The organism is Streptomyces sp. NBC_00158 (assembly GCF_045160885.1).
Classification (GTDB): domain Bacteria; phylum Actinomycetota; class Actinomycetes; order Streptomycetales; family Streptomycetaceae; genus Streptomyces.
Genome location: NZ_CP108161.1, coordinates 4,143,123 through 4,163,430, shown reverse-complemented (window position 1 = coordinate 4,163,430; position 20,308 = coordinate 4,143,123). Strand labels below are relative to the sequence as shown.

Sequence of the window (20,308 nt, the reverse complement as noted above, 5' to 3'; positions counted from 1 at the left end):
GGGCTACGCGCTCGGCGGGGCCGTCCGCTCCGCGATCAGGCGGGCCAGGCCGTCGAGGATGCGGTCCAGGCCGAAGCGGAACTGGAAGTCGGGCTCGCCCGAGCCGGCGAAGGCGCCCGAGGACAGCAGGCGGGTCAGGGCGGGGTGGGTGTCGGGGGCGGTGAGCAGGTTCAACGTCTTCACGTAGCGGCCGATGACCTGGTCGGGTGCGACGCCGCTCTTGATGATGGCGTCCATCATGTCGGCGGCCATCGTCGCCTCGTTCCGGACCAGGCCCCCGATGAGGATGATCGCGGAGAGCTTCTCGCCCTCCTCCAGGGCCGTGCCGGCCATGGAGGCGAGGCCGCGTTCCATCCAGGCGAGCTGGTTGGGTGAGGCGGGCGGGGCGTTGAGGGGGATCCGCAGGATCCACGGCTTCGTCATCAGCAGGGTGCGCTGGGCGTACGCCCAGTCGGTCAGCAGCTCGCGCCAGCCCCGTTCCCCCTCGCCCTCCGGAGGATCCGGCGGGGTCCCGACGCCCGCCTCGGACATCAGGATGTACAGCTCTTCCTTCGCCGTGACGTAGCGGTAGAGGGACATCGTGGAGACGCCGAGTTCCTTGGCCACGCGGCCCATGGAGACGGCGTCCATGCCCTCGCTCGCCGCCAGGGCGACGGCCGCGTCGACGATCTTGGGGAGCGTGAGGGTCGGGCGGGGGCCCTTGCCAGGGCGTTCACGCAGGCCCCAGGCCATTTGCAGGCTGACCGGGAGCCCGGTTTCATCCGGTTCGTCCTTCGGCACGGCCGCCCCTCCCTTCTGGTCTCGTTGACCCACATCCTAGTTCTGTGTATTACTTACACAGAAGCGCGTAACCCATACGCAGAAGGGATGACCCGTGAACGACCACGCCCTGTACGCCCGAGCCCTGACCAAGTCCTACGGCGGCACCCGCGTCCTCGACGGCCTCGACCTGGCCGTCCCGCGGGGCTCAGTACTCGCCCTCCTCGGCCCCAACGGGGCGGGCAAGACCACCACCGTCCGCATCCTCGCCACCCTCACCGCGCCCGACTCCGGGACCGCACGGGTCGCCGGGCACGACATCGCCGGCGCGCGGGCCCGCGTACGCGAACGGATCGCCCTGACCGGGCAGTTCGCCGCCCTGGACGACCTCCAGACCGGCACCGAGACCCTCCGGATGACCGGCCGGCTGGCCGGGCTCTCCGCCCGGGACGCACGGACCCGTGCGGACGAACTCCTGGAGCGCTTCGGCCTGTCGGAGGTCTCGGGCGCGCTCACCAAGACCTACTCCGGCGGCATGCGCCGCCGCCTGGACCTCGCCGCGAGCCTCGTCGGGCGGCCCGAGGTGCTCTTCCTCGACGAGCCCACCACCGGGCTCGATCCGCGCAGCCGCCTCGAACTCTGGGACGTCGTACGGGAGATGCGCGCCGACGGCACCACCGTCCTGCTCACCACCCAGTACCTGGAGGAGGCCGACCGGCTCGCCGACCGGGTCACCGTCCTCGACTCCGGGCGCGTCACCGCCGAAGGGACCCCCGCCGAGCTGAAGGCCCGCGTCGCCGGGCACCGCCTCGACCTCACCCTGACCAGCCGCCGCGCCTACGAGGCCCTCGCCGCCCGCGCCGTGCACCACGACCCCGACGAGCTGACGCTGGGCCTGGCCACCGACGGCTCCGCCGCCCAGGTGCGGGCCCTGCTCGACGAACTCGACCCCGACCGCACCGACGTCGCCCGCTTCGCCGTGCGCAGCGCCAGCCTCGACGACGTCTTCCTCGCCCTGACGGGAGCAGCCCGATGACCGCCACCGCCCTCACCATGGCCGGGCGCAGCCTGCGCATCAGCCGGCGCAGCCCGGACGCGCTGATCGCCGCCCTGATGCTGCCGGTCATGCTGATGCTGATCTTCGTCTACTTCTTCGGCGGGGCCATCGACACCGGGACGGAGTACGTGACCTACGTGGTCCCGGGGGCGATGCTGCTGTGCGCGGGCTTCGGCGCGGCGAGCACCGCCGTGAGCGTGGCCGACGACATGAGCAAGGGGATCGTCGACCGCCTGCGTTCCCTCGATGTGGGGGGCGTGCCGATCCTGGCCGGGCACGTCGCGGCCTCGGTCGTACGCAACCTGCTCTCCACCACGCTGGTGCTGCTGGTCGCCCTCGCCATCGGTTTCCGGCCCTCGGGCGGGCCGCTCGCGCTGCTGGCCGCCGCCGGGCTGCTCGTCGCGTACATCACCGCGATCTCCTGGCTCGCGGCGGCGCTGGGGCTGCTCGCCAAGACCCCCGAGGCGGCGGGCGGGTTCACCTTCCTGATGATGTTCCTGCCCTACCCCTCCAGCGCCTTCGTCCCCATCGACACCATGCCGTCCTGGCTGCACGGCTTCGCCGGGCACCAGCCGCTGACCCCGGTCATCGAATCGCTGCGGGCCCTGCTGCTGGACCGTCCCGCGGGCGACACCCCGTGGACGGCGCTCGCCTGGTGCGCGGGGATCACCGCCCTGGCGCTCGCCCTGGCGGTGACCCTGTTCCGGACGCGGACCCGCTAGGCCTTGAGCGGGTAGGAGTGCTTTCCCGAGACCTCGTCGATCTCCGTGTGCGCCTTCTGGAGCAGCTGCGACGCGAGGTCCATGAGGGCCCGCGAGCCAGCGATCTCCTCGCCCACCCGCAGCTGTTCCGGGTCGGAGGGATGGCGCATGGCGTAGCCGCGCGCCCTCATCTCGCAGCCGTCACCGAGCCTGAGCATGGCCGCCGCGTTGGTGCGGTGGCCGTCCTCGGTGAACTCCAGCTCCACGTGCCATCCGGCGAGCGTGGCCATGGCGGATCACCTCCCACTGTCGGACTACCCCTCCAGGGTGCGCCCGCCCCGCCCCGCCCGCCCGTCGGACGGTCTAGCGCTCGGCGCGCAGCCAGCCCGCGACCTCGGTCGCCCAGTACGTCAGGATCGTGTCCGCGCCCGCCCGCTTGATGCCGAGCAGCGTTTCCATGATCGCCCGGTCGCGCTCGATCCAGCCCTTCTCCGCGGCCGCCTCGACCATCGCGTACTCGCCGCTGATCTGGTACGCCGCCACCGGCACGTCCACGGCCTCGGCGACCCGGTGCAGGATGTCCAGGTAGGGGCCGGCCGGCTTCACCATGACCATGTCGGCGCCCTCCTCCAGGTCCAGCGCCAGCTCCCGCAGCGACTCGCGGGCGTTCGCCGGGTCCTGCTGGTAGGTCTTGCGGTCGCCCTGGAGGGAGGAGGCGACGGCCTCGCGGAAGGGACCGTAGAAGGCGGAGGAGTACTTCGCCGTGTAGGCGAGGATCGAGACGTCCTCGTGGCCCGTCTCGTCCAGCGCGTCGCGGATCACGCCGACCTGGCCGTCCATCATGCCGCTCGGACCCACCACGTGGACGCCCGCGTCGGCCTGGACCTGCGCCATCTCCGCGTACCGCTCCAGCGTCGCGTCGTTGTCGACCCGGCCGTGCTCGTCGAGGACCCCGCAGTGGCCGTGGTCGGTGTACTCGTCCAGGCACAGGTCCGACATGATCACCAGGTCGTCGCCGACCTCGGCCTTCACGTCGCGGATCGCGACCTGGAGGATGCCGTCCGGCTCCGTGCCCGCCGTGCCCAGCGCGTCCTTGTTCTCGTCCGCCGGAACACCGAAGAGCATGATCCCCGCGACGCCCGCCTCGACCGCCTCCACGGCGGCCTTCCGCAGCGTGTCCCGGGTGTGCTGCACCACGCCCGGCATCGCCGAGATCGCCAGCGGCTCGTTGATGCCCTCCCGGACGAACGCCGGAAGGATCAGGTCCGAGGGGTGCAGCCGGTACTCCGCGACCATCCGCCGCATCGCCGGGGTGGTGCGCAGCCGGCGGGGCCGCGAGCCGGGGAAGGATCCGTACGCGCTCATCTTCTTGGTCGCCTCTTCGAGCTTCGACAGCAGTCACCACCCAGCGTAGAGGCCGCCCCCGGCCCGGCCCGCGCAGCCCCTAGGCCGGCCAGTCGACCAGTGCCGTGAAGAGCAGCGTGCCCAGCACCACCACCCCCGGCGCGGCGAACGCCGCCAGGAGGCGGCGGGCCGCGTTGCGGCGCTGCCACGGCAGGCACCAGGAGACGAGAAGCAGCACGAGGGCCACCACCAGCCCGCCCAGGAACACCGGCCAGGCCGTGCGGAAGCTCGCGTCGAAGGCGTCGGCGACCGCCCCGTCGCAGGAGTCGCAGGCCATCGGCGAGATCCCCGCGTAGAACAGCGCCAGCAGCCCCATGGGCACGGTCAGCAGCGTGGAGACCAGCGGGGCCACGAAAGCCCGGCGGTCACGGGCGTCGGCGTCGGTGTCGGGGAGCGCGGCGGCGGTGTTCTCGGTCATGGCACCACCCAACCGCCCGCCGGGCCCCGCCGGAACCCGCGCGGCTACTCAACCCGCTACTCAGCCCCGCCCGAGTACCCCTCCCCGGAAACGCCGAAGGGGCCCGGGGCGCACACCGCTCCCGGACCCCTCCGACCACTAACCTCACGTCGCGCGACGCCGGCGCGCACCCGGACGGCGCTCGCTCGGGCGGGCCACCGTCTCGCCGGCCGCCTTGGCCGCCTCCCGGCGCGCCTCCCCGTACGCCGCCAGCGCCTCCGCCAGCTTGCCCACGCTCGGCTCCGGCGACAGCACGTCCACGCGCAGGCCGTGCTCCTCCGCCGTCTTGGCCGTCGCCGGCCCGATACAGGCGATGACGGTCACGTTGTGCGGCTTGCCGGCGATGCCGACCAGGTTGCGGACGGTGGACGACGACGTGAAGAGAACGGCGTCGAAACCGCCGCCCTTGATCGCCTCGCGGGTGTCCGCCGGCGGCGGCGACGCGCGCACGGTCCGGTAGGCCGTGACGTCGTCCACCTCCCAGCCCAGCTCTATCAGCCCGGCCACCAGCGTCTCCGTGGCGATGTCGGCGCGCGGCAGGAAGACGCGGTCGATCGGGTCGAAGACCGGGTCGTACGGCGGCCAGTCCTCCAGCAGACCGGCGGCCGACTGCTCGCCGCTCGGCACCAGGTCCGGCTTCACGCCGAACTCCACCAGCGCGGCCGCGGTCTGCTCGCCCACCGCGGCGACCTTGATGCCCGCGAAGGCGCGCGCGTCGAGCCCGTACTCCTCGAACTTCTCCCGCACCGCCTTGACGGCGTTCACCGAGGTGAAGGCGATCCACTCGTAGCGGCCCGTCACCAGGCCCTTGACCGCCCGCTCCATCTGCTGCGGGGTGCGCGGCGGCTCCACCGCGATGGTCGGCACCTCGTGCGGCACCGCGCCGTACGAACGCAGCTGGTCGGAGAGCGAAGCGGCCTGCTCCTTCGTACGCGGTACGAGGACCCGCCAGCCGAACAGCGGCTTCGACTCGAACCAGGCCAGCTCCTCGCGCCGCGCCGCGGCACCCTGCTCACCGACCACGGCTATCACCGGACGGGAGCCCTCGGGCGAGGGGAGCACCTTGCCCTGCTTGAACACCTGGGCGATCGTGCCCAGGGTCGCGCTCCAGGTCCGCTGCCGGGTCGTCGTACCGCCGACGGTCACCGTCAGCGGGGTCTCCGGCTTGCGGCCGGCCGACACCAGCTCGGCGGCCGCGCTCGCGACCGTCTCCAGCGTCGCCGAGACCACGACACCGCAGTCGCTCGCGCCGACCTCGCTCCAGCAGCGCGCCGAGGCGTGCCGGGCGTCCACGAAGCGCACGTCGGCGCCCTGCTCACCGCGCAGCGGAACACCGGCGTACGCGGGCACGCCGACGGCGGTCGCGACACCGGGAACCACCTCGAAGGGGATGCCCTGGTGGGCGCAGGCGAGCATCTCCTCGGCCGCGTTGCCCTCCAGTCCGGGGTCGCCCGTCACCGCACGGACGACCCGCCTGCCGGAGCGCGCGGCCTCCATGACAAGATTGGCAACGTCCGCGGCGGTCGACGGAGTACGGATCGCCGGAACACCGGCGGCGGCTGACACTTCGTCAGCGACCGTCAGCTGCGGCGTGTCGACGCCCGCCCGGGCGTGGGTCCGTACGACCTCTAGCACCTCGGGCTCCGCGATCAGTACGTCCGCGGCTGCGAGCGCCTCCACGGCGCGCAGCGTGAGCAGACCCGGGTCGCCCGGACCCGCACCGAGGAAGGTGACGAGCCCGGGGGCGGCTACGCCCGCGAAGGGGGAGGTGGTGGGGCTTGAGGGGTTCAAAGGGATCGCTCCCCCATCAGACCGGCCGCGCCCTTGGCCAGCATCTCGTCCGCGAGTTCGCGGCCGAGCGCCATGGCCTCGTCGTACGACTGGGGCACGGGACCGGTGGTGGACAGCTGCACCAGCGTCGAACCGTCGAGGGTCCCGACGACACCACGCAGGCGCATTTCATTGACAATCTGCCCGTCGACCAGCAGGTCGGCGAGCGCGCCCACGGGTGCGCTGCACCCGGCCTCCAGGGCGGCGAGGAGCGCACGCTCCGCGGTCACGGCGGCCCGCGTGTGCGGGTCGTCGAGCCGGCCGAGCGCGGAGATGAGGTCCGCGTCGGAGGCGAGGCACTCCACGGCCAGGGCACCCTGGCCGGGGGCGGGCAGGACGTTGTCGACCGACAGCAGGTCGGTCGCCTCGTCGGCGCGGCCGATCCGGTTCAGGCCGGCCGCGGCCAGCACGACCGCGTCGAGCTCGCCGTCGCGCACGAAGCCGATCCGGGTGTCGACGTTGCCGCGGATCGCGACGGTCTCGATCGACTTGCCCAGGCTGCGGGCGTACGCGTTCAGCTGCGCCATGCGGCGCGGCGAACCGGTACCCACGCGGGCCCCGTCGGGCAGCTGCTCGAAGGTCAGGCCGTCGCGGGCCACCAGCGCGTCGCGCGGGTCCTCGCGCTTCGGCATGGCCGCGATGACCAGCTCGTCGGGCTGCGCCGTCGGCAGGTCCTTCAGCGAGTGCACGGCGAAGTCGACCTCGCCGCGCACCAGCGCGTCGCGCAGCGCCGTGACGAACACGCCGGTGCCGCCGATCTGCGCGAGGTTCTCGCGGGACACGTCACCGTAGGTCGTGATCTCCACGAGCTCGACGGGCCGGCCGGTGATCGCCCGGACCGCCTCGGCGACGTGCCCGGACTGGGACATGGCCAGCTTGCTGCGCCGCGTGCCGAGCCTGAGGGGCTGGTCGGGACGTGTGTTCATGATGCCCGTCCTGGGTCGTCGTTCATCGGATCGGCCGCGTCCGCCCGGCTGACGGAAGCCACCGTCTGAGGGTCGAGGTCGAAGAGTTCGCGCAGCGCCTCCGCGTACCCGGCGCCGCCGGGCTCGCTCGCGAGCTGCTTGACGCGCACGGTCGGCGCGTGGAGGAGCTTGTCGACGACGCGGCGCACGGTCTGGGTGACCTCCGCGCGCTGCCGCTCGTCGAGGTCGGGTACCCGCCCGTCGAGCCGTGCCACCTCCATGGCGACGACCTCGGCGGCCATCGCCCGCAGGGCGACGACGGTGGGCGTGATGTGCGCGGCCCGCTGCGCGGCGCCGAACGCGGCCACTTCCGCGGCCACGATCCCGCGCACGGCGTCGACGTCGGCGGCCATCGGCGCGTCCGCGGACGCTTCCGCCAGGCTCTCGATGTCTACGAGCCGCACGCCCGGGATGCGGTGCACGGCCGCGTCGATGTCCCGGGGCATGGCCAGGTCCAGCAGCGCCAGCCGTACGGGAACGGCCCCGTCGGCCAGCGCCCGCGCCGCCCGCCGCGGCTGCCGCTGCGCGGCGGCCTCACCCTGATCGGCCCAGGCCCCGTGCAGTTCGAGCGACCCGGCGTCGACCCCGGCGAGCGCCGAGCGGCCGCCGCCGGCCGGCAGGGACCCGTCAGCCGGCACGTCGAGCCCGACGGGACACCCGTCACCCTCGACGGCGACGGGCGCCGCGATGGTCCGCACGGCCCCGGCATCGGCGATCCGCCGCCCGCCCTGGGCAGCGGCGGCAAGCCGCGCGACGACCTCGGCGTCGACCCCGGCCTGCGGCGCAGCCGCGAAGGCCGAGCCCAGCGCACCGGCCGCGGCGAAGCCGTCGGCCACCGCCGGCCCGGAGGCCTGGGCCGCGGCGAAGCCGTCGGCCGTCCCCGGCCCGGCGGCCCGGGGCGCAGCCCCGTTCTCCAGCCCCGCCTGCGATTGAGGCGCGAGGGTCTGGGGGCGGAGCCCCCAGGAGGGGGTCCGGGGCGCAGCCCCGGTTTCGGGAAGGGGCGGGGTGGGGGAGAGCCCCGCAGGGCCACCCGCCACCGCACCGGCACCGGCACCGCCACCGGCAAGCGCGGCGGCGACGTCGTCCCCGGTCAGCACCAGCCCGGTGGCCCCGGTACAGGACACCACCACGTCCACCCGCGCGAGCTCACCGGCGACCGCCGACATCGGAACGGCCCGCGCCGCGACACCAGTGCCCGAGGCAACCAAAATCTCGGCGAGACGCTCCGCCCGCTCCGCGGTCCGGTTCGCCACGACCACCTCGGCGACACCCACCCGCGCGAGCGTCGCCGCCGCCAGCGAGGACATCGACCCGGCGCCGATCACCAGCGCGCGCTTCCCGGCGGCCCACTCCCCCACCGGCAGGTGCACCGCGAGCTGCTCCAGCCCGAAGGTCACCAGCGACTGCCCGGCCCGGTCGATCCCGGTCTCGGAGTGCGCCCGCTTGCCGACCCGCAGCGCCTGCTGGAAAAGATCGTTGATCAGACGCCCCGCCGTGTGGAGCTCCTGCCCCAGCGCCAGCGCGTCCTTGATCTGGCCGAGGATCTGACCCTCGCCCACGACCATCGAGTCCAGCCCGCACGCCACCGAGAACAGGTGGTGCACGGCCCGGTCCTCGTAGTGCACGTAGAGGTAGGGCGTGAGCTCCTCCAGCGCGACCCCGCTGTGCTGGGCCAGCAGCGTGGACAGCTCGGCGACACCGGCGTGGAACTTCTCCACGTCGGCGTACAGCTCGATCCGGTTGCAGGTGGCCAGCACGGTCGCCTCGGCCGCCGGCTCGGCGGCCAGGGTGTCGTGCAGCAGCTTGACCTTGGCGTCGGCGGACAGCGAGGCCCGCTCCAGCACGCTCACCGGCGCGCTGCGGTGGCTCAGGCCAACGACGAGCAGACTCATGCCGGCATCACCGCCGGCACGTCACCCTCGGGGCCGCCCTTGCGCGCGGCCGCGGCGGCCCGGCCGGCCGGCGGCTCCACGGCGGCGACGGGCGCGGCGCCCGCGGCGGCGTCCCCGCCCGGAGCGGTCTCGGAGTCCGCGTCCGCACCGGCGCCGCCGGCGCCTTCGCCGGCCTTGCGCTGCTCGTGGAACGCCAGGATCTGGAGCTCGATGGAGAGGTCGACCTTGCGCACGTCGACGCCCTCGGGCACGGACAGCACGGTCGGCGCGAAGTTCAGGATGGAGGTCACGCCGGCGGCGATCAGCCGCTCGCTGACCTGCTGGGCGGCACCGGCGGGCGTGGCGATGACGCCGATCGAGACGCCGTTCTCCTCGATGATCTTCTCCAGGTCATCGGTGTGCTGCACGGGCATGCCGGCGACCGGCTTGCCGGCCATGGCCGGGTCGGCGTCGATCAGCGCGGCCACGCGGAAGCCGCGCGAGGCGAATCCGCCGTAGTTGGCCAGGGCGGCGCCGAGGTTGCCGATGCCGACGATGACGACGGGCCAGTCCTGGGTGAGGCCGAGTTCGCGGGAGATCTGGTAGACGAGGTACTCGACGTCGTAGCCGACGCCGCGCGTGCCGTAGGAACCGAGGTACGAGAAGTCCTTGCGCAGCTTCGCGGAGTTGACTCCGGCGGCGGCCGCGAGCTCCTCGGAGGACACCGTGGGTACCGATCGCTCGGAGAGCGCGGTGAGTGCGCGCAAGTACAGCGGAAGCCGGGCGACAGTGGCCTCGGGAATACCTCGGCTGCGGGTCGCCGGTCGGTGAGTTCGGCCAGTTGCCACGATGCTCCTGCGGGATGAGCGGGGCTGCAGGCGGCCTCTTGTCCCAGGACCGCCCCGTCGAATGCAGGCTATGTCTTTGTGAACGCGTGCACAAAGATTGTGTCCGCTTTGTCCGAGCAAAGTGACCGGGGTCACGCGGGCTGGGCAGGTGGGGCCCGGGCCGGGAACGGGCCGAACCCGTTCAAATCCCGAGGGGGGCAAAGCGGTACACACTCCTCATCGATACGCCCCCGAGTCCCCATAAATCGCCCACGATGGTAACGGGCGAAACGGTCAGGCTCCCAATGCCCGACGCAGCCGGTCAGGGTTCACCCTCCAGAAGGTGTGCTGTTCACCGTCGACCAGCACCACCGGAATCTGCTCCCAGTGGAGCCGGTAGAGCTCCTCGTCCTGCGAGATGTCCTTCTTCTCCCACTGTGCGCCCGTCTCGGCGCAGACCTTCTCGATCACTTCCTGGGCGTCGTCGCAGAGGTGGCACCCCGGCTTCCCGATGAGCGTCACCATCCGCTCTTCGGGACGCTTCTTTTCCTTACGGCGCAGCAAAGGGCTCATGCCGCCATTGTCCCGCTCCCGCCCGGCGCGCCCGAAGAGTTAACCGCTCCGTTTCCCGGCGGTTCGGGAACTCCCGAACACAATGGCTATGCTCGCGTCATGGCCGCTCTGGGATGGCTCACCCCCCGTAGGCGCTCCGCGACGGCGCGGAGCGTACTGGCAGGCGAGGCCTCGGCCGAGGCCGCCCGCAAGACCGCGCAGGCCGGTGCACCACACGCCCCCGAGGCGGCCGGCGCACCGGAGACCGCGCCTGCGTCCACGCCCGGCGAAGCCCCCGCCGCCGAGGCCGGAGCCGCGCAGGCCGAGCCCGCCGAGCCCGAGTTCCCGGTCCACGGAGACGACCTCGCCGCCGCCTTCTTCGACCTCGACAACACCGTCATGCAGGGCGCCGCGATCTTCCACTTCGGCCGCGGCCTCTACAAGCGCGAGTTCTTCCGCCGCCGCGAACTGGCCCGCTTCGCCTGGCAGCAGGCCTGGTTCCGGCTCGCCGGGGTCGAGGACCCCGAACACATGCAGGACGCGCGCGACAGCGCCCTGTCCATCGTCAAGGGACACAAGGTCTCCGAACTGATGGCCATCGGCGAGGAGATCTACGACGAGTACATGGCCGAGCGGATCTGGCCGGGCACCCGCGCCCTGGCCCAGGCCCACCTCGACGCCGGCCAGAAGGTGTGGCTGGTCACCGCCGCCCCCGTCGAGACCGCCACGATCATCGCCCGGCGGCTCGGCCTGACCGGCGCCCTGGGCACCGTCGCCGAGTCCGTGGACGGCGTCTACACCGGACGCCTGGTCGGCGAGCCCCTGCACGGCCCCGCGAAGGCGGAGGCGGTGCGCGCGCTGGCCGCCGCCGAGGACCTCGACCTCGAACGCTGCGCCGCGTACAGCGATTCGCACAACGACATCCCGATGCTGTCCCTGGTCGGACATCCGTACGCGATCAATCCCGACACAAAACTGCGCAAGCATGCCCGCGCCAACGACTGGCGCCTGCGCGACTATCGGACCGGCCGCAAGGCCGTGAAGGTCGGCGTCCCGGCGGCCGCCGGAGTCGGCGCGATCGCGGGCGGCGCGGCCGCCGCCATCGCCCTGCACCGGCGCCGCAAGTAGCAACGCCGGGCCCCCGCCCTCCCCCGGGCCGCCCGGCGGTCATTCGCTCCCCTCTACCCGCGCCGTCGGCGCGGCACTCCGGCCTGCCCTACTCGGTCGTGAGCCACCGTGGAACCGTCCATTCCGCGCATCCAAGCGATCAAGAATCGATCACCAATCGGGCCTGAATATGCCCTGGACACGCAACAGAAGTGTCGGAACCGGTGATTTAGGCAACTGGGTGTAGTGCTGCCTGTACGAAGCGTTATTCTCCTCAAACGCATGCCACCGCCCATCCGTCCCCACGACGGGTGAACGGTCCCGCACTGCACGTGATGGAAGCTCTGCCTCTGGGAGTCCCGTGTACCCACCTGTCGGGGTTGACGCCTCGGGCCTGGCTACGCTGCGCGCGACGGTCCTCGACCACCTGCGCGGCTTCGTCCCCACCGCGTACGCCGTCCCCGCCTTCGCCGCCGCGGTCCCTGCCGGCCTCGGCCCGGCCGGCCCCTGCTACGCACTGACGGACGGCGGGGCGACCGTGGGCAGACGCGGTCGCGCGGGCTCCGCCGCCGGCGGCACCAGCACGACCGCCGCCCGCCGCCCCACCGCGGACAGCGACCAGGCCCGCATGATGGACCTGGTCGAACGCGCCCAGGCCGGCGAGGCGGAGGCCTTCGGCCGCCTCTACGACCAGTACAGCGACACGGTGTACCGCTACATCTACTACCGCGTCGGCGGCAAGGCGACCGCGGAGGATCTCACCAGCGAGACCTTCCTGCGCGCGCTGCGCCGCATCTCCACCTTCACCTGGCAGGGCCGCGACTTCGGCGCCTGGCTCGTGACCATCGCGCGGAACCTGGTGGCGGACCACTTCAAGTCCAGCCGCTTCCGCCTGGAGGTCACCACCGGCGAGATGCTCGACGCCAACGAGGTGGAGCGCAGCCCCGAGGACTCCGTCCTGGAGTCCCTCTCCAACGCGGCACTGCTCGAAGCCGTACGGAAGCTGAACCCCCAGCAGCAGGAGTGCGTCACCTTGCGCTTCCTCCAGGGCCTCTCGGTCGCCGAGACCGCCCGGGTGATGGGCAAGAACGAAGGGGCCATCAAGACGCTCCAGTACCGGGCGGTCCGCACCCTGGCCCGCCTGCTGCCGGACGACGCCCGCTGACCCGCTCCCGCACACAAGACGACCCCACTACCGGTGACCCCTCGATGACGCTGTGGTCCGATCATCCTTCGTCCGTAACCCAAGTGCCGCGCCGCTCGTTGTGCGGAATGCAGGCTCCCTGTGGACAAGCCCTGCCCGAAGCCGCTCACCCGAAAGTGTGGATGTGCTCAAGGAAGGCAACCTTCCGGACACCTTGGGGAGTCGATCGTCATGACGAGAGGAGGTGCCGCCAGTGATCGCGAACGTGACTCCGCACCGGCGGGCGAACGCCTTCGCCCAGGCCCTGGAGGATCGGACCCCGTCCGCTCTTTCGGAACCGGACCCGGCGGCCGAGCAGTCCGAGGCGCCTGCCGAATCCGCCGACCACGACCGGTTGTTGGCCCTGGCGAGCGTGCTCGGCGAAATGCCGCGCCCGGTGCTGGACCCCGAGGTCAAAGTGGTGCAACGAGCGCAGCTCGTAGCCGCCATGGAGGCCATGGTGATGGAGGAGAGGGCCGGGGGCGGTGCCGCCGAGGACCCTCTGGTGCCCGAACAGCGGACCGGCCGCGGCGCCCACCGGGCGACCTCGCTCCGGAAATTGCGGCCCCGCTCCCGCTGGTCCAAGGGCATCGCAGCGGGGGGCCTCACCGTGGGTGTGGCCGCAGGGGCCTTCAGCGGAGTGGCCGCTGCCAGCACCGACGCCCTGCCCGGTGATCCGCTGTACCCGGTCAAGCTGGGCATGGAGGACCTGAAGCTGGGCATGGCCGACGAGGGCGCGGACCGGGGCGAGGTCTACCTCGACCGGGCCTCGAACCGCCTGTCGGAAGCGCGCCGGCTGATGGAACGCGGCCGTTCCGGGCCCCTGGACCACGAGGTCCTGGGCGAGATCCGGCGGGCGCTGGCAGGCATGCAGCACGACGCCGCGGAGGGCCACCGGCTGCTCCAGGCGGCCTACAAGCGGGACGGCTCGCTCGGCCCGATCCAGACCCTGTCCTCGTTCTCCAACTCCCACCGCGACGCGTGGGGCCGGCTCCGGTCCAACCTGCCGCCGCAGCTGATGGACGTGGGCGACCAGGTGACCTCGGTCTTCCAGGCCATAGACGATGAGGTGGCGCCGCTCCAGGGCCTGCTGCCCAAGCCCCCGGAGCAACAGCGCGGCGGCCCCGGCGGCACCCCCGCCAGGCCGAGCACCCCGGCGACGGGCAAGCAGCAGCCCGCACCGGCACCGGACTCCCCCGCCGCGGCGCAGACCCCGGCCGCCCCCAGCCCCTCCGGCAGCCACGCACCGGCTCCCGGCAGCGGCCTCCTGGGCGGCACCGGCAACCTGCTCAACCCGCCGGCGCACGGGCAGTCCGCCCCGCCACCCTCGGCACCCCCGGCCCAACCCCAGCCGGACATCACCCTCCCGCCGCTCCTCCCGGGCCTCCTCCCGGGCCTGGGCATCCAGGCGGAGGACGCCGAGTAACACGCCGAAACGCCGGCGGGGCCATCCAGCCCCGCCGGCGTTTGAGGCGCGGGGTCCGGGGCGGAGCCCCGGGAAACGGAGAAAGGGCGGGGCGGGGAGCAGCTCCGCGCAGCGGCACCCAGCCCCACCCCCACCGCACCGTCAGAAGAAGACGGACCTCCGCTGCACCAGCAGCTTGTACAGCGCGTGCTGGATCTGCTCCCTCACCTGGTCCGTCAGGTTGAACATCAGCATCGGATCCTCCGCCGCCTCCGGCGCGTACCCGTCCGTCGGGATCGGCTCGCCGAACTGGATCGTCCACTTCGTCGGCAACGGCACCGCCCCCAACGGCCCCAGCCAAGGGAACGTCGGCGTCACCGGGAAGTACGGCACCCCCAGCAGCCGCGCCAGCGTCTTCGCGTTGCCGATCATCGGGTAGATCTCCTCCGCCCCCACGATCGAGCAAGGCACGATCGGCGTGCCCGCCCGCAGCGCCGTCGAGACGAAGCCGCCCCGCCCGAACCGCTGGAGCTTGTACCGGTCGCCGAACGGCTTCCCTATGCCCTTGAAGCCCTCCGGCATCACCCCGACCAGTTCCCCGGCCTCCAGCAGCCGCTGCGCGTCCTCCGCGCACGCCAGCGTGTGCCCGGCCTTCCGCGCCAGCTCGTTCACCACCGGCAGCATGAACACCAGGTCCGCCGCCAGCAGCCGCAGGTGCCGCTGTGCCGGGTGGTGGTCGTGGACGGCCACCTGGAGCATCAGGCCGTCCAGCGGGAGCGTCCCCGAGTGGTTGGCCACGATCAGCGCGCCGCCCTCCTTCGGGATGTTCTCGACGCCCCTGACCTCCACCCGGAAGTACTTCTCGAACAGCGGCCGCATCAAGGACATCAGGACCTGGTCCGTCAGCTCCTTGTCGTAGCCGAACTCGTCGACCTCGTAATCGCCCGTGATCCGCCGCCGCAGGAAGGCCAGCCCGCCCGCGATCCGCCGGTCCCAGCCGCCCTCGCCGCCGCCCCGCACCGGCGCCTCCGCGACCGGATCCACCGGCTCCGGCCGGTCCGGGACCGCCCGCACCTTCCGGGCCCCGCCCGCCCGCCGGCGCGGCCGGTCCTCGTCGAACGGGATGACCTTGGCGTCGGCCACTATCGCTCCACTCCCTCGGCAACCTCGTCAACGTCCAACAGCTCCGCGACCCGCCCCACGGCCCGCGCCACCCGCTCCGGCGGCAGCAGCCCGCTCCCCCGGCTCCGCGCGAAGTCCGCGAAGGTCTCCGCGGTCGTGTACATCGGCCGGAACCCCAGCGTCTGACGCATCTGCGTGGTCTCCACGACCCGCCCGTGCGTCAGCAGCCGGATCTGCTCCGGCGAGAAGTCCGTCGCGCCCACCGCCCGCAGCGCCTGCCCCACCCACGTCACCGCGGGCAGCAGCAACGGCACCGTCGGCCGGCCCAGCCGCCGCGCGCACTGCGACAGCAGCAGCACCCCGTCACCCGCGATGTTGAACGTCCCGCTGTTCAGCGTGCCCCGCTCCGGCTCCCCCGCCGCCAGCCTCAGCACGTCCACCACGTCGTCCTCGTGCACGAACTGCAGCCGCGGGTCGTACCCCAGCACCGTCGGCATCACCGGCATCGAGAAGTACTCCGCCAGCGCGGAGTCCGCGAACGGCCCCAGGATGTTCGCGAAGCGCAGCACGCACACCGCCACGTCCGGCCGCCGCCGCGCGAAACCGCGTACGTATCCCTCGACCTCGGCGGCGTCCTTCGCGAAGCCGCCGGCCGGCAGCGACTTCGGCTGCGTGGTCTCCGTGAACACGGCCGGGTCCCGCGCCGTGCCCCCGTACACGCTGGTGCTCGACTTCACCACGAGCCGCCGTACCGTCGGGGACTTCTGGCAGGCCCCCAGGAGCTGCATCGTCCCGATGACGTTCGTCTCCTTGACGGTGCTGCGCCCGCCCGGAGCCCCCGCGGCGGCGCCACCGCTGACCGCGAGGTGGACCACCGTGTCCACGGCGTGCTCCGCGAGCACCCGGGCGATGGCCGACTGTCTGATGTCCGTACGCACGAACTCGGCCGAGCCGAGCCGGTGCGGCGGATTCACCGCGTCGACCGCGATGACCCGCTCCACCTCCGGGTCGCGCTGGACGCGGCGCACGAAGCGGCCCCCCAGCTGCCGGGCTGCCCCGGTGACGAGCACGACCTTCCCCACGAGCTCAGCGCCTCCCTCGAAGAAGTACCCCCGGCTGCACCGCAGCCCCTCCACCAGGATGGTGGAGGGGCTGCGGAGAACACGTACAGCTGCCGTTTACTTCTTGTTACGGCGCTGGACGCGGGTGCGCTTGAGCAGCTTGCGGTGCTTCTTCTTGGCCATCCGCTTGCGCCGCTTCTTGATAACAGAGCCCACGACTACCCTCGCTCACTTCTCTTCACTGGTGCGGGGCGTCTGGGCCCACACGACCTACGTCGGCCTAGCCTACCCGCCGAAACTCAGAGCTTGTAATCCGAGCCCTCCGCAGGAGTTACCAAGCCTCGGCAGGCGGCCCGGATCTCAGGCCGACTCCACCCCCACGAAGGACTCCTGGAGGTACTCGTGGACCGCGTTCTCGGGGACCCGGAAGGACCGGCCCACCCGGATCGCGGGCAGATGACGGTTGTGCACCAGCCGGTACACGGTCATCTTCGACACTCGCATCACCGAGGCGACCTCCGCCACGGTCAGGAACTGAACCTCACTGAGAGGCCTCTCGCCAGCAGCCATGACACCCACCTGACCTTCCGCGCATGACGGGCACCGGCTTCCCCTCCGGTTACTCCTCGTCGTCGCACGCTCACTCCCCAGAGTAGGGGCGGGTGATACGAGTGGGGAAGAGGAGCTACGGCCACTCCTGACGCCCCGGCAGCCCGGCGCGGTGCAGCACGTGCCGAATGAGCGGACCGTAGTAGTCCGAGCGCACCCCGTCATCAAGCGGAACGGTCACCGCCACCCGCCCCTCGGCCTCCCCGACGAACAGCGCCGGATCATCCGTATCACCCAGCCCGATCGCCTCCACACCCAGCTGACCTGCACCGCAGACCCACCCGTGGTCACCCACCACCAATTCCGGCAGCGGCCCCCCGGCCGCCGCCAGCGCCCCCAGCGCGATCCGAACCGGCAGTGGCGAATGGGAGTGTGCGCCGGTGGCACTCCCGGCGCCCCGCGCGCCGGAGTCCCGCACCAGCGCGACCCCCCGTACGTAATCGATCCGGTGCGGGCGTACGCCGAACCGGGTCGCCATGTCGACATGCACCCCCTGCGCCGGAGTGAGGACAACACATCCCGCCGCCGACAGCGCCCGGGCCAAAGCGGCGTAGAAGGGCAGGAGCCGATGCGGGTGCCCCGTCCCGAGGAGCACCGGCGCCCGCGCCCCCGCCGCCGCCCCCAGCCGCTCCGCGAAGGCCTCCAGCGCCGCCAGCGTCCGCTCCGGATCGATCACGTCCGGCCCCCTGACGTGCGCCGGATCCACCGACACCCCGCACTTGGCCGACATCAGCCCCAGCAGCTCACCCACACCCCACCGGCGCTCCGGCTCCAACCCCAGCAACACCCGGGGGTCCCCCGCCGCGAACAGCCGGTAGCTGCGCAGGCTCTCCTCCCGCGTCGTGGCGACGGGCCCGGCCAACCGGGCGGCCAGCAGATGCGCACGCAACGCGCCGGTGCTCAACACCCTCCGATGCTGCCGCACCCGACCTGCCGGTTCATCAATTCCGCCGAACCGCCCCACAGTTGGCGTAACCACGCCAAAGACTGACCCTGCGTCACACGAGCATCCCGCGCAGCGGGAACACCGCCCTCCGCGTCGCCAGAACGGCCTGATCCGTACGGTCCGCCGGGTCGTATCCGGCGTCCCAGTCCCGCCAGCCCGGGGTCCGCCCGTCCGTCATCCGGGCCGGCCCGCCCTGCCGCGTCCGCGCGTACGCCTCGTCCCGCCACGACTGCGGCACCATCGCCGCCGGGTCCACCGGCCGGTGCGCCGCGATCCCCACCAGGTGCGTCCACGACCGCGGCACGACGTCCACCACCGCGTACCCGCCGCCGCCCAGCGCCAGCCACCGCCCGCCCGCGTACTCGTGCGCCAGCGCGTGGCAGGCCTCCTGCACCGCCCGCTGCGCGTCCAGCGACACCGCCAGGTGCGCGAGCGGGTCCTCGAAGTGCGTGTCCGCCCCGTGCTGCGTCACCAGCACCTGCGGCCGGAAGTCCGCCAGCAGCTCCGGCACCGTCGCGTGGAAGGCCCGCAGCCACCCCTCGTCCCCGGTCCCGGCCGGCAGCGCCACGTTCACCGCGCTCCCCTCGGCCTCCGGACCGCCCGTCTCCTCCGGCCAGCCCGTCTGCGGGAACAGCGTCCGCGGGTGCTCGTGCAGCGACACCGTCAGCACCCGGGGGTCGTCCCAGAACGCCGTCTGCACCCCGTCCCCGTGGTGCACGTCCACGTCCACGTACGCGACCCGCTCCGCGCCCAGCTCCAGCAGCCGCGCGATCGCCACCGCCGCGTCGTTGTACACGCAGAACCCGGCCGCCCCGCCCGGCATCGCGTGGTGCAGCCCGCCCGCGAAGTTCACCGCGTGCCGGGCCTCCCCCCGCCACAGGGCCTCCGCCGCCGCCACCGACTGCCCGGCGATCAGCGCGGACGCCTCGTGGATCCCGTGGAACGCCGGATCGTCCATGGTCCCCAGCCCGTACGAACCGTCCGCCACCCCGGGATCCGCAGAAACCTCCCGCACCGCGGCCACGTAGTCCTCCCGGTGGACCAGCCTCAGCGTCGAGTCACCGGCCGCCGGGGCCGCCCGCACCTCCATCTCCCGGTCCAGCCCGAAGGCGCGCACCAGGCCCATGGTCAGCGCCAGGCGCACCGGATCCATGGGATGGCCCGGTCCGAAGTCATACCCCGTTACCGCTTCGTCCCACATCAACAGCCCGGTCACCGACTCGCCGCTCATGCCCGACACCGTATCGGGCCCCGCCGGCGCCGAAGGAACGGGCGTGGAACAAGGTCACCAACACCAGCACCATCGGCACCACCATCGCGCCCCGGTAGTTCCACGCGTCCCCGATCCCGCCCACCAGCGGCGAACCGATCAGGAAACCCACGTAGTTGAAGATGTTCAGCCGCGCCACCGCCGTGTCGGAAGCCCCCGGGAACAGGCGCCCCGCCGCCGCGAAGGTCTGCGGCACGATCACGCACAGCCCGATCCCCAGCAGCGTGAACCCCAGCATCCCCACCCAGGCCCCCGGCGCGGCCGCCACCACCCCGAACCCGCAGGCCGCCACCACGGTCCCGGCCCGCACCACCGCGACCGCCCCGAACCGGCGCACACCCAGGTCCCCGACGGCCCGCCCGGCCAGCGTCGTCACCATGTACACGTTGTAGGGGACCGTGGCCAGCTGCTCCGAACTCCCCAGCACGTCCTGGAGGTACTTGGCGCTCCAGTTCGCCACCGTCGAGTCCCCGATGTACGCGCAGGCCATCACCAGGCACAGCGGCAGCAGCAGCTTCCCTCCGCCCGCCGGCCACCCCTGCCCCTGCTCCTGCTCCGTGCCCCCTCCCTTGGCGTTCACGTAGTACCGGCTCCCCACCATGGCCGCCGGCAGCAGGACCACCACCGCGGGCAGGTACCCCGTGAACAGCGACAGGTGCCAGTGCGCCCCCGCCCAGGCCGCCGACGCGCCCAGGATCCCGCCGAGGCTGTACGAGGCGTGGAAGCCCAGCATGATGGAACGCCCGTACGCCCGCTGGAGGCTCACCCCGAGCATGTTCATCGAGGCGTCCAGCGCGCCCACCGACAGCCCGAACACCCCGAGGGCCACCGCCACCTGCCACATCCCGCTGCCGGCCCCCACACCGAGCAGGGCCAGCAGCACGACGGGCTGCGCCCACCGCAGCACCACGCCGGGCGCCACGCGCTTCACCAGGTGCTCGGTGGCGACGCTGGACACCCCGGCGAGGACGGGCACGGCGGCGAGGAAGGCGGGCAGCAGCCCGTCGGATATCCCGTACCGGTCCTGAATGGCCGGGATCCGCGTCACCAGCAGGGCGAAGGCGACACCCTGCACGAAGAAGCTGAACCCGAGCGCCCCGCGCCCACGGCGAAGCCGTACGTCAACCGTCATGGCGGCACAGCGTAGGCCCCGCGGCTACCGGTGGGTAGAGAGATCACACA

Annotated in this window: 21 protein-coding genes; 5 read left to right on the top strand and 16 right to left on the bottom strand. The window is 72.6% G+C overall.

Annotation, left to right across the window (positions count from 1 at the left end):
• Positions 1 to 3: 3 nt before the first annotated feature.
• Complete coding sequence (locus OG553_RS19240) at positions 4 to 780, bottom strand: TetR/AcrR family transcriptional regulator (RefSeq protein ID WP_405980166.1); 777 nt, start codon at positions 778 to 780, stop codon at positions 4 to 6.
• 94 nt (positions 781 to 874) lie between these two features.
• Here OG553_RS19240 and OG553_RS19235 point away from each other — a divergent pair, with 94 nt between their 5' ends.
• On the top strand, positions 875 to 1,795 hold the full coding sequence (locus OG553_RS19235) for an ATP-binding cassette domain-containing protein (protein ID WP_405980165.1): 921 nt from the start codon (positions 875 to 877) through the stop codon (positions 1,793 to 1,795).
• Complete coding sequence (locus tag OG553_RS19230; RefSeq protein WP_405980164.1) at positions 1,792 to 2,538, top strand: ABC transporter permease; 747 nt, start codon at positions 1,792 to 1,794, stop codon at positions 2,536 to 2,538. The genes OG553_RS19235 and OG553_RS19230 overlap by 4 nt, the downstream gene beginning before the upstream one ends.
• On the opposite strand, the gene OG553_RS19225 is transcribed toward OG553_RS19230, so the two are convergent.
• The 8 genes from OG553_RS19225 to OG553_RS19190 all read right to left on the bottom strand — a co-directional run bounded on the left by OG553_RS19225 (position 2,535) and on the right by OG553_RS19190 (position 10,444).
• The gene (locus OG553_RS19225; RefSeq protein ID WP_405980163.1) at positions 2,535 to 2,807 is read right to left on the bottom strand and encodes a DUF1876 domain-containing protein; all 273 of its coding nucleotides are present in this window, start codon (positions 2,805 to 2,807) and stop codon (positions 2,535 to 2,537) included. The two genes, OG553_RS19230 and OG553_RS19225, sit on opposite strands and share 4 nt — an antisense overlap.
• 73 nt (positions 2,808 to 2,880) lie before the next feature.
• Positions 2,881 to 3,882: a porphobilinogen synthase gene (gene hemB, locus OG553_RS19220; protein ID WP_405980162.1), complete on the bottom strand. Its 1,002-nt coding sequence runs from the start codon at positions 3,880 to 3,882 to the stop codon at positions 2,881 to 2,883.
• Positions 3,883 to 3,961: 79 nt separating this feature from the next.
• Complete coding sequence (locus tag OG553_RS19215; protein ID WP_405980161.1) at positions 3,962 to 4,339, bottom strand: hypothetical protein; 378 nt, start codon at positions 4,337 to 4,339, stop codon at positions 3,962 to 3,964.
• 144 nt (positions 4,340 to 4,483) lie between these two features.
• A complete protein-coding gene (locus OG553_RS19210; RefSeq protein ID WP_405980160.1) occupies positions 4,484 to 6,169 on the bottom strand; it encodes a uroporphyrinogen-III synthase in 1,686 nt (561 codons plus the stop codon).
• Complete coding sequence (hemC, locus tag OG553_RS19205) at positions 6,166 to 7,134, bottom strand: hydroxymethylbilane synthase (protein ID WP_405980159.1); 969 nt, start codon at positions 7,132 to 7,134, stop codon at positions 6,166 to 6,168. The genes OG553_RS19210 and hemC overlap by 4 nt, the downstream gene beginning before the upstream one ends.
• On the bottom strand, positions 7,131 to 9,065 hold the full coding sequence (locus tag OG553_RS19200) for a glutamyl-tRNA reductase (RefSeq protein WP_405980158.1): 1,935 nt from the start codon (positions 9,063 to 9,065) through the stop codon (positions 7,131 to 7,133). Before OG553_RS19200 ends, hemC begins: the two co-directional genes overlap by 4 nt.
• Positions 9,062 to 9,892, bottom strand: a complete 831-nt coding sequence (locus OG553_RS19195) for a redox-sensing transcriptional repressor Rex (RefSeq protein WP_405980157.1) — start codon at positions 9,890 to 9,892, stop codon at positions 9,062 to 9,064. Before OG553_RS19195 ends, OG553_RS19200 begins: the two co-directional genes overlap by 4 nt.
• 273 nt (positions 9,893 to 10,165) lie before the next feature.
• The gene (locus OG553_RS19190; protein WP_361596998.1) at positions 10,166 to 10,444 is read right to left on the bottom strand and encodes a glutaredoxin family protein; all 279 of its coding nucleotides are present in this window, start codon (positions 10,442 to 10,444) and stop codon (positions 10,166 to 10,168) included.
• A 99-nt stretch (positions 10,445 to 10,543) separates the two neighbouring features.
• Between OG553_RS19190 and OG553_RS19185 the strand changes: the two genes are divergently transcribed.
• The 3 genes from OG553_RS19185 (at position 10,544) to OG553_RS19175 (ending at position 14,139) form a co-directional block, all read left to right on the top strand.
• Positions 10,544 to 11,551 carry an HAD family hydrolase gene (locus tag OG553_RS19185; protein WP_405980156.1) on the top strand — a complete coding sequence of 336 codons (1,008 nt, stop codon included), beginning with the start codon at positions 10,544 to 10,546 and terminating at the stop codon, positions 11,549 to 11,551.
• Between the two features lie 340 nt (positions 11,552 to 11,891).
• Complete coding sequence (locus OG553_RS19180) at positions 11,892 to 12,695, top strand: ECF subfamily RNA polymerase sigma factor, BldN family (protein ID WP_401244352.1); 804 nt, start codon at positions 11,892 to 11,894, stop codon at positions 12,693 to 12,695.
• A gap of 232 nt (positions 12,696 to 12,927) precedes the next feature.
• A complete protein-coding gene (locus OG553_RS19175) occupies positions 12,928 to 14,139 on the top strand; it encodes a DUF5667 domain-containing protein (protein ID WP_405980155.1) in 1,212 nt (403 codons plus the stop codon).
• Between the two features lie 141 nt (positions 14,140 to 14,280).
• Here the strand turns inward: OG553_RS19175 and OG553_RS19170 are convergent, their stop codons facing one another.
• The 7 genes from OG553_RS19170 to OG553_RS19140 all read right to left on the bottom strand — a co-directional run bounded on the left by OG553_RS19170 (position 14,281) and on the right by OG553_RS19140 (position 20,258).
• Positions 14,281 to 15,261 (bottom strand): lysophospholipid acyltransferase family protein, encoded by a 981-nt coding sequence (locus tag OG553_RS19170; protein WP_405980154.1) that lies wholly within the window; start codon positions 15,259 to 15,261, stop codon positions 14,281 to 14,283.
• Positions 15,261 to 16,322, bottom strand: a complete 1,062-nt coding sequence (locus OG553_RS19165; RefSeq protein ID WP_405980153.1) for an NAD-dependent epimerase/dehydratase family protein — start codon at positions 16,320 to 16,322, stop codon at positions 15,261 to 15,263. The genes OG553_RS19170 and OG553_RS19165 overlap by 1 nt, the downstream gene beginning before the upstream one ends.
• 96 nt (positions 16,323 to 16,418) lie before the next feature.
• A complete protein-coding gene (locus tag OG553_RS19160; RefSeq protein ID WP_003948845.1) occupies positions 16,419 to 16,517 on the bottom strand; it encodes a 30S ribosomal protein bS22 in 99 nt (32 codons plus the stop codon).
• Positions 16,518 to 16,661: 144 nt separating this feature from the next.
• Positions 16,662 to 16,871 (bottom strand): helix-turn-helix domain-containing protein, encoded by a 210-nt coding sequence (locus OG553_RS19155; RefSeq protein WP_042803574.1) that lies wholly within the window; start codon positions 16,869 to 16,871, stop codon positions 16,662 to 16,664.
• 115 nt (positions 16,872 to 16,986) lie between these two features.
• Positions 16,987 to 17,817: a phosphatase gene (locus OG553_RS19150; RefSeq protein WP_405980152.1), complete on the bottom strand. Its 831-nt coding sequence runs from the start codon at positions 17,815 to 17,817 to the stop codon at positions 16,987 to 16,989.
• Between the two features lie 91 nt (positions 17,818 to 17,908).
• Positions 17,909 to 19,057: an acetoin utilization protein AcuC gene (locus OG553_RS19145; protein WP_405983075.1), complete on the bottom strand. Its 1,149-nt coding sequence runs from the start codon at positions 19,055 to 19,057 to the stop codon at positions 17,909 to 17,911.
• Positions 19,029 to 20,258 carry an MFS transporter gene (locus OG553_RS19140; protein ID WP_405980151.1) on the bottom strand — a complete coding sequence of 410 codons (1,230 nt, stop codon included), beginning with the start codon at positions 20,256 to 20,258 and terminating at the stop codon, positions 19,029 to 19,031. Before OG553_RS19140 ends, OG553_RS19145 begins: the two co-directional genes overlap by 29 nt.
• Positions 20,259 to 20,308: the final 50 nt, after the last annotated feature.

What these genes read in the sequence shown, in the direction of transcription:
- OG553_RS19185 (WP_405980156.1), top strand. Translation starts at nt 10,544, where the DNA reads ATGGCCGCTCTGGGATGGCTCACCCCCCGTAGGCGCTCCGCGACGGCG.
- OG553_RS19225 (WP_405980163.1), bottom strand. Translation starts at nt 2,807, where the DNA reads ATGGCCACGCTCGCCGGATGGCACGTGGAGCTGGAGTTCACCGAGGAC.
- OG553_RS19230 (WP_405980164.1), top strand. Translation starts at nt 1,792, where the DNA reads ATGACCGCCACCGCCCTCACCATGGCCGGGCGCAGCCTGCGCATCAGC.
- OG553_RS19190 (WP_361596998.1), bottom strand. Translation starts at nt 10,444, where the DNA reads ATGAGCCCTTTGCTGCGCCGTAAGGAAAAGAAGCGTCCCGAAGAGCGG.
- OG553_RS19145 (WP_405983075.1), bottom strand. Translation starts at nt 19,057, where the DNA reads ATGTGGGACGAAGCGGTAACGGGGTATGACTTCGGACCGGGCCATCCC.
- OG553_RS19140 (WP_405980151.1), bottom strand. Translation starts at nt 20,258, where the DNA reads ATGACGGTTGACGTACGGCTTCGCCGTGGGCGCGGGGCGCTCGGGTTC.
- OG553_RS19215 (WP_405980161.1), bottom strand. Translation starts at nt 4,339, where the DNA reads ATGACCGAGAACACCGCCGCCGCGCTCCCCGACACCGACGCCGACGCC.
- hemB (WP_405980162.1), bottom strand. Translation starts at nt 3,882, where the DNA reads ATGAGCGCGTACGGATCCTTCCCCGGCTCGCGGCCCCGCCGGCTGCGC.
- OG553_RS19155 (WP_042803574.1), bottom strand. Translation starts at nt 16,871, where the DNA reads ATGGCTGCTGGCGAGAGGCCTCTCAGTGAGGTTCAGTTCCTGACCGTG.
- hemC (WP_405980159.1), bottom strand. Translation starts at nt 7,134, where the DNA reads ATGAACACACGTCCCGACCAGCCCCTCAGGCTCGGCACGCGGCGCAGC.
- OG553_RS19200 (WP_405980158.1), bottom strand. Translation starts at nt 9,065, where the DNA reads ATGAGTCTGCTCGTCGTTGGCCTGAGCCACCGCAGCGCGCCGGTGAGC.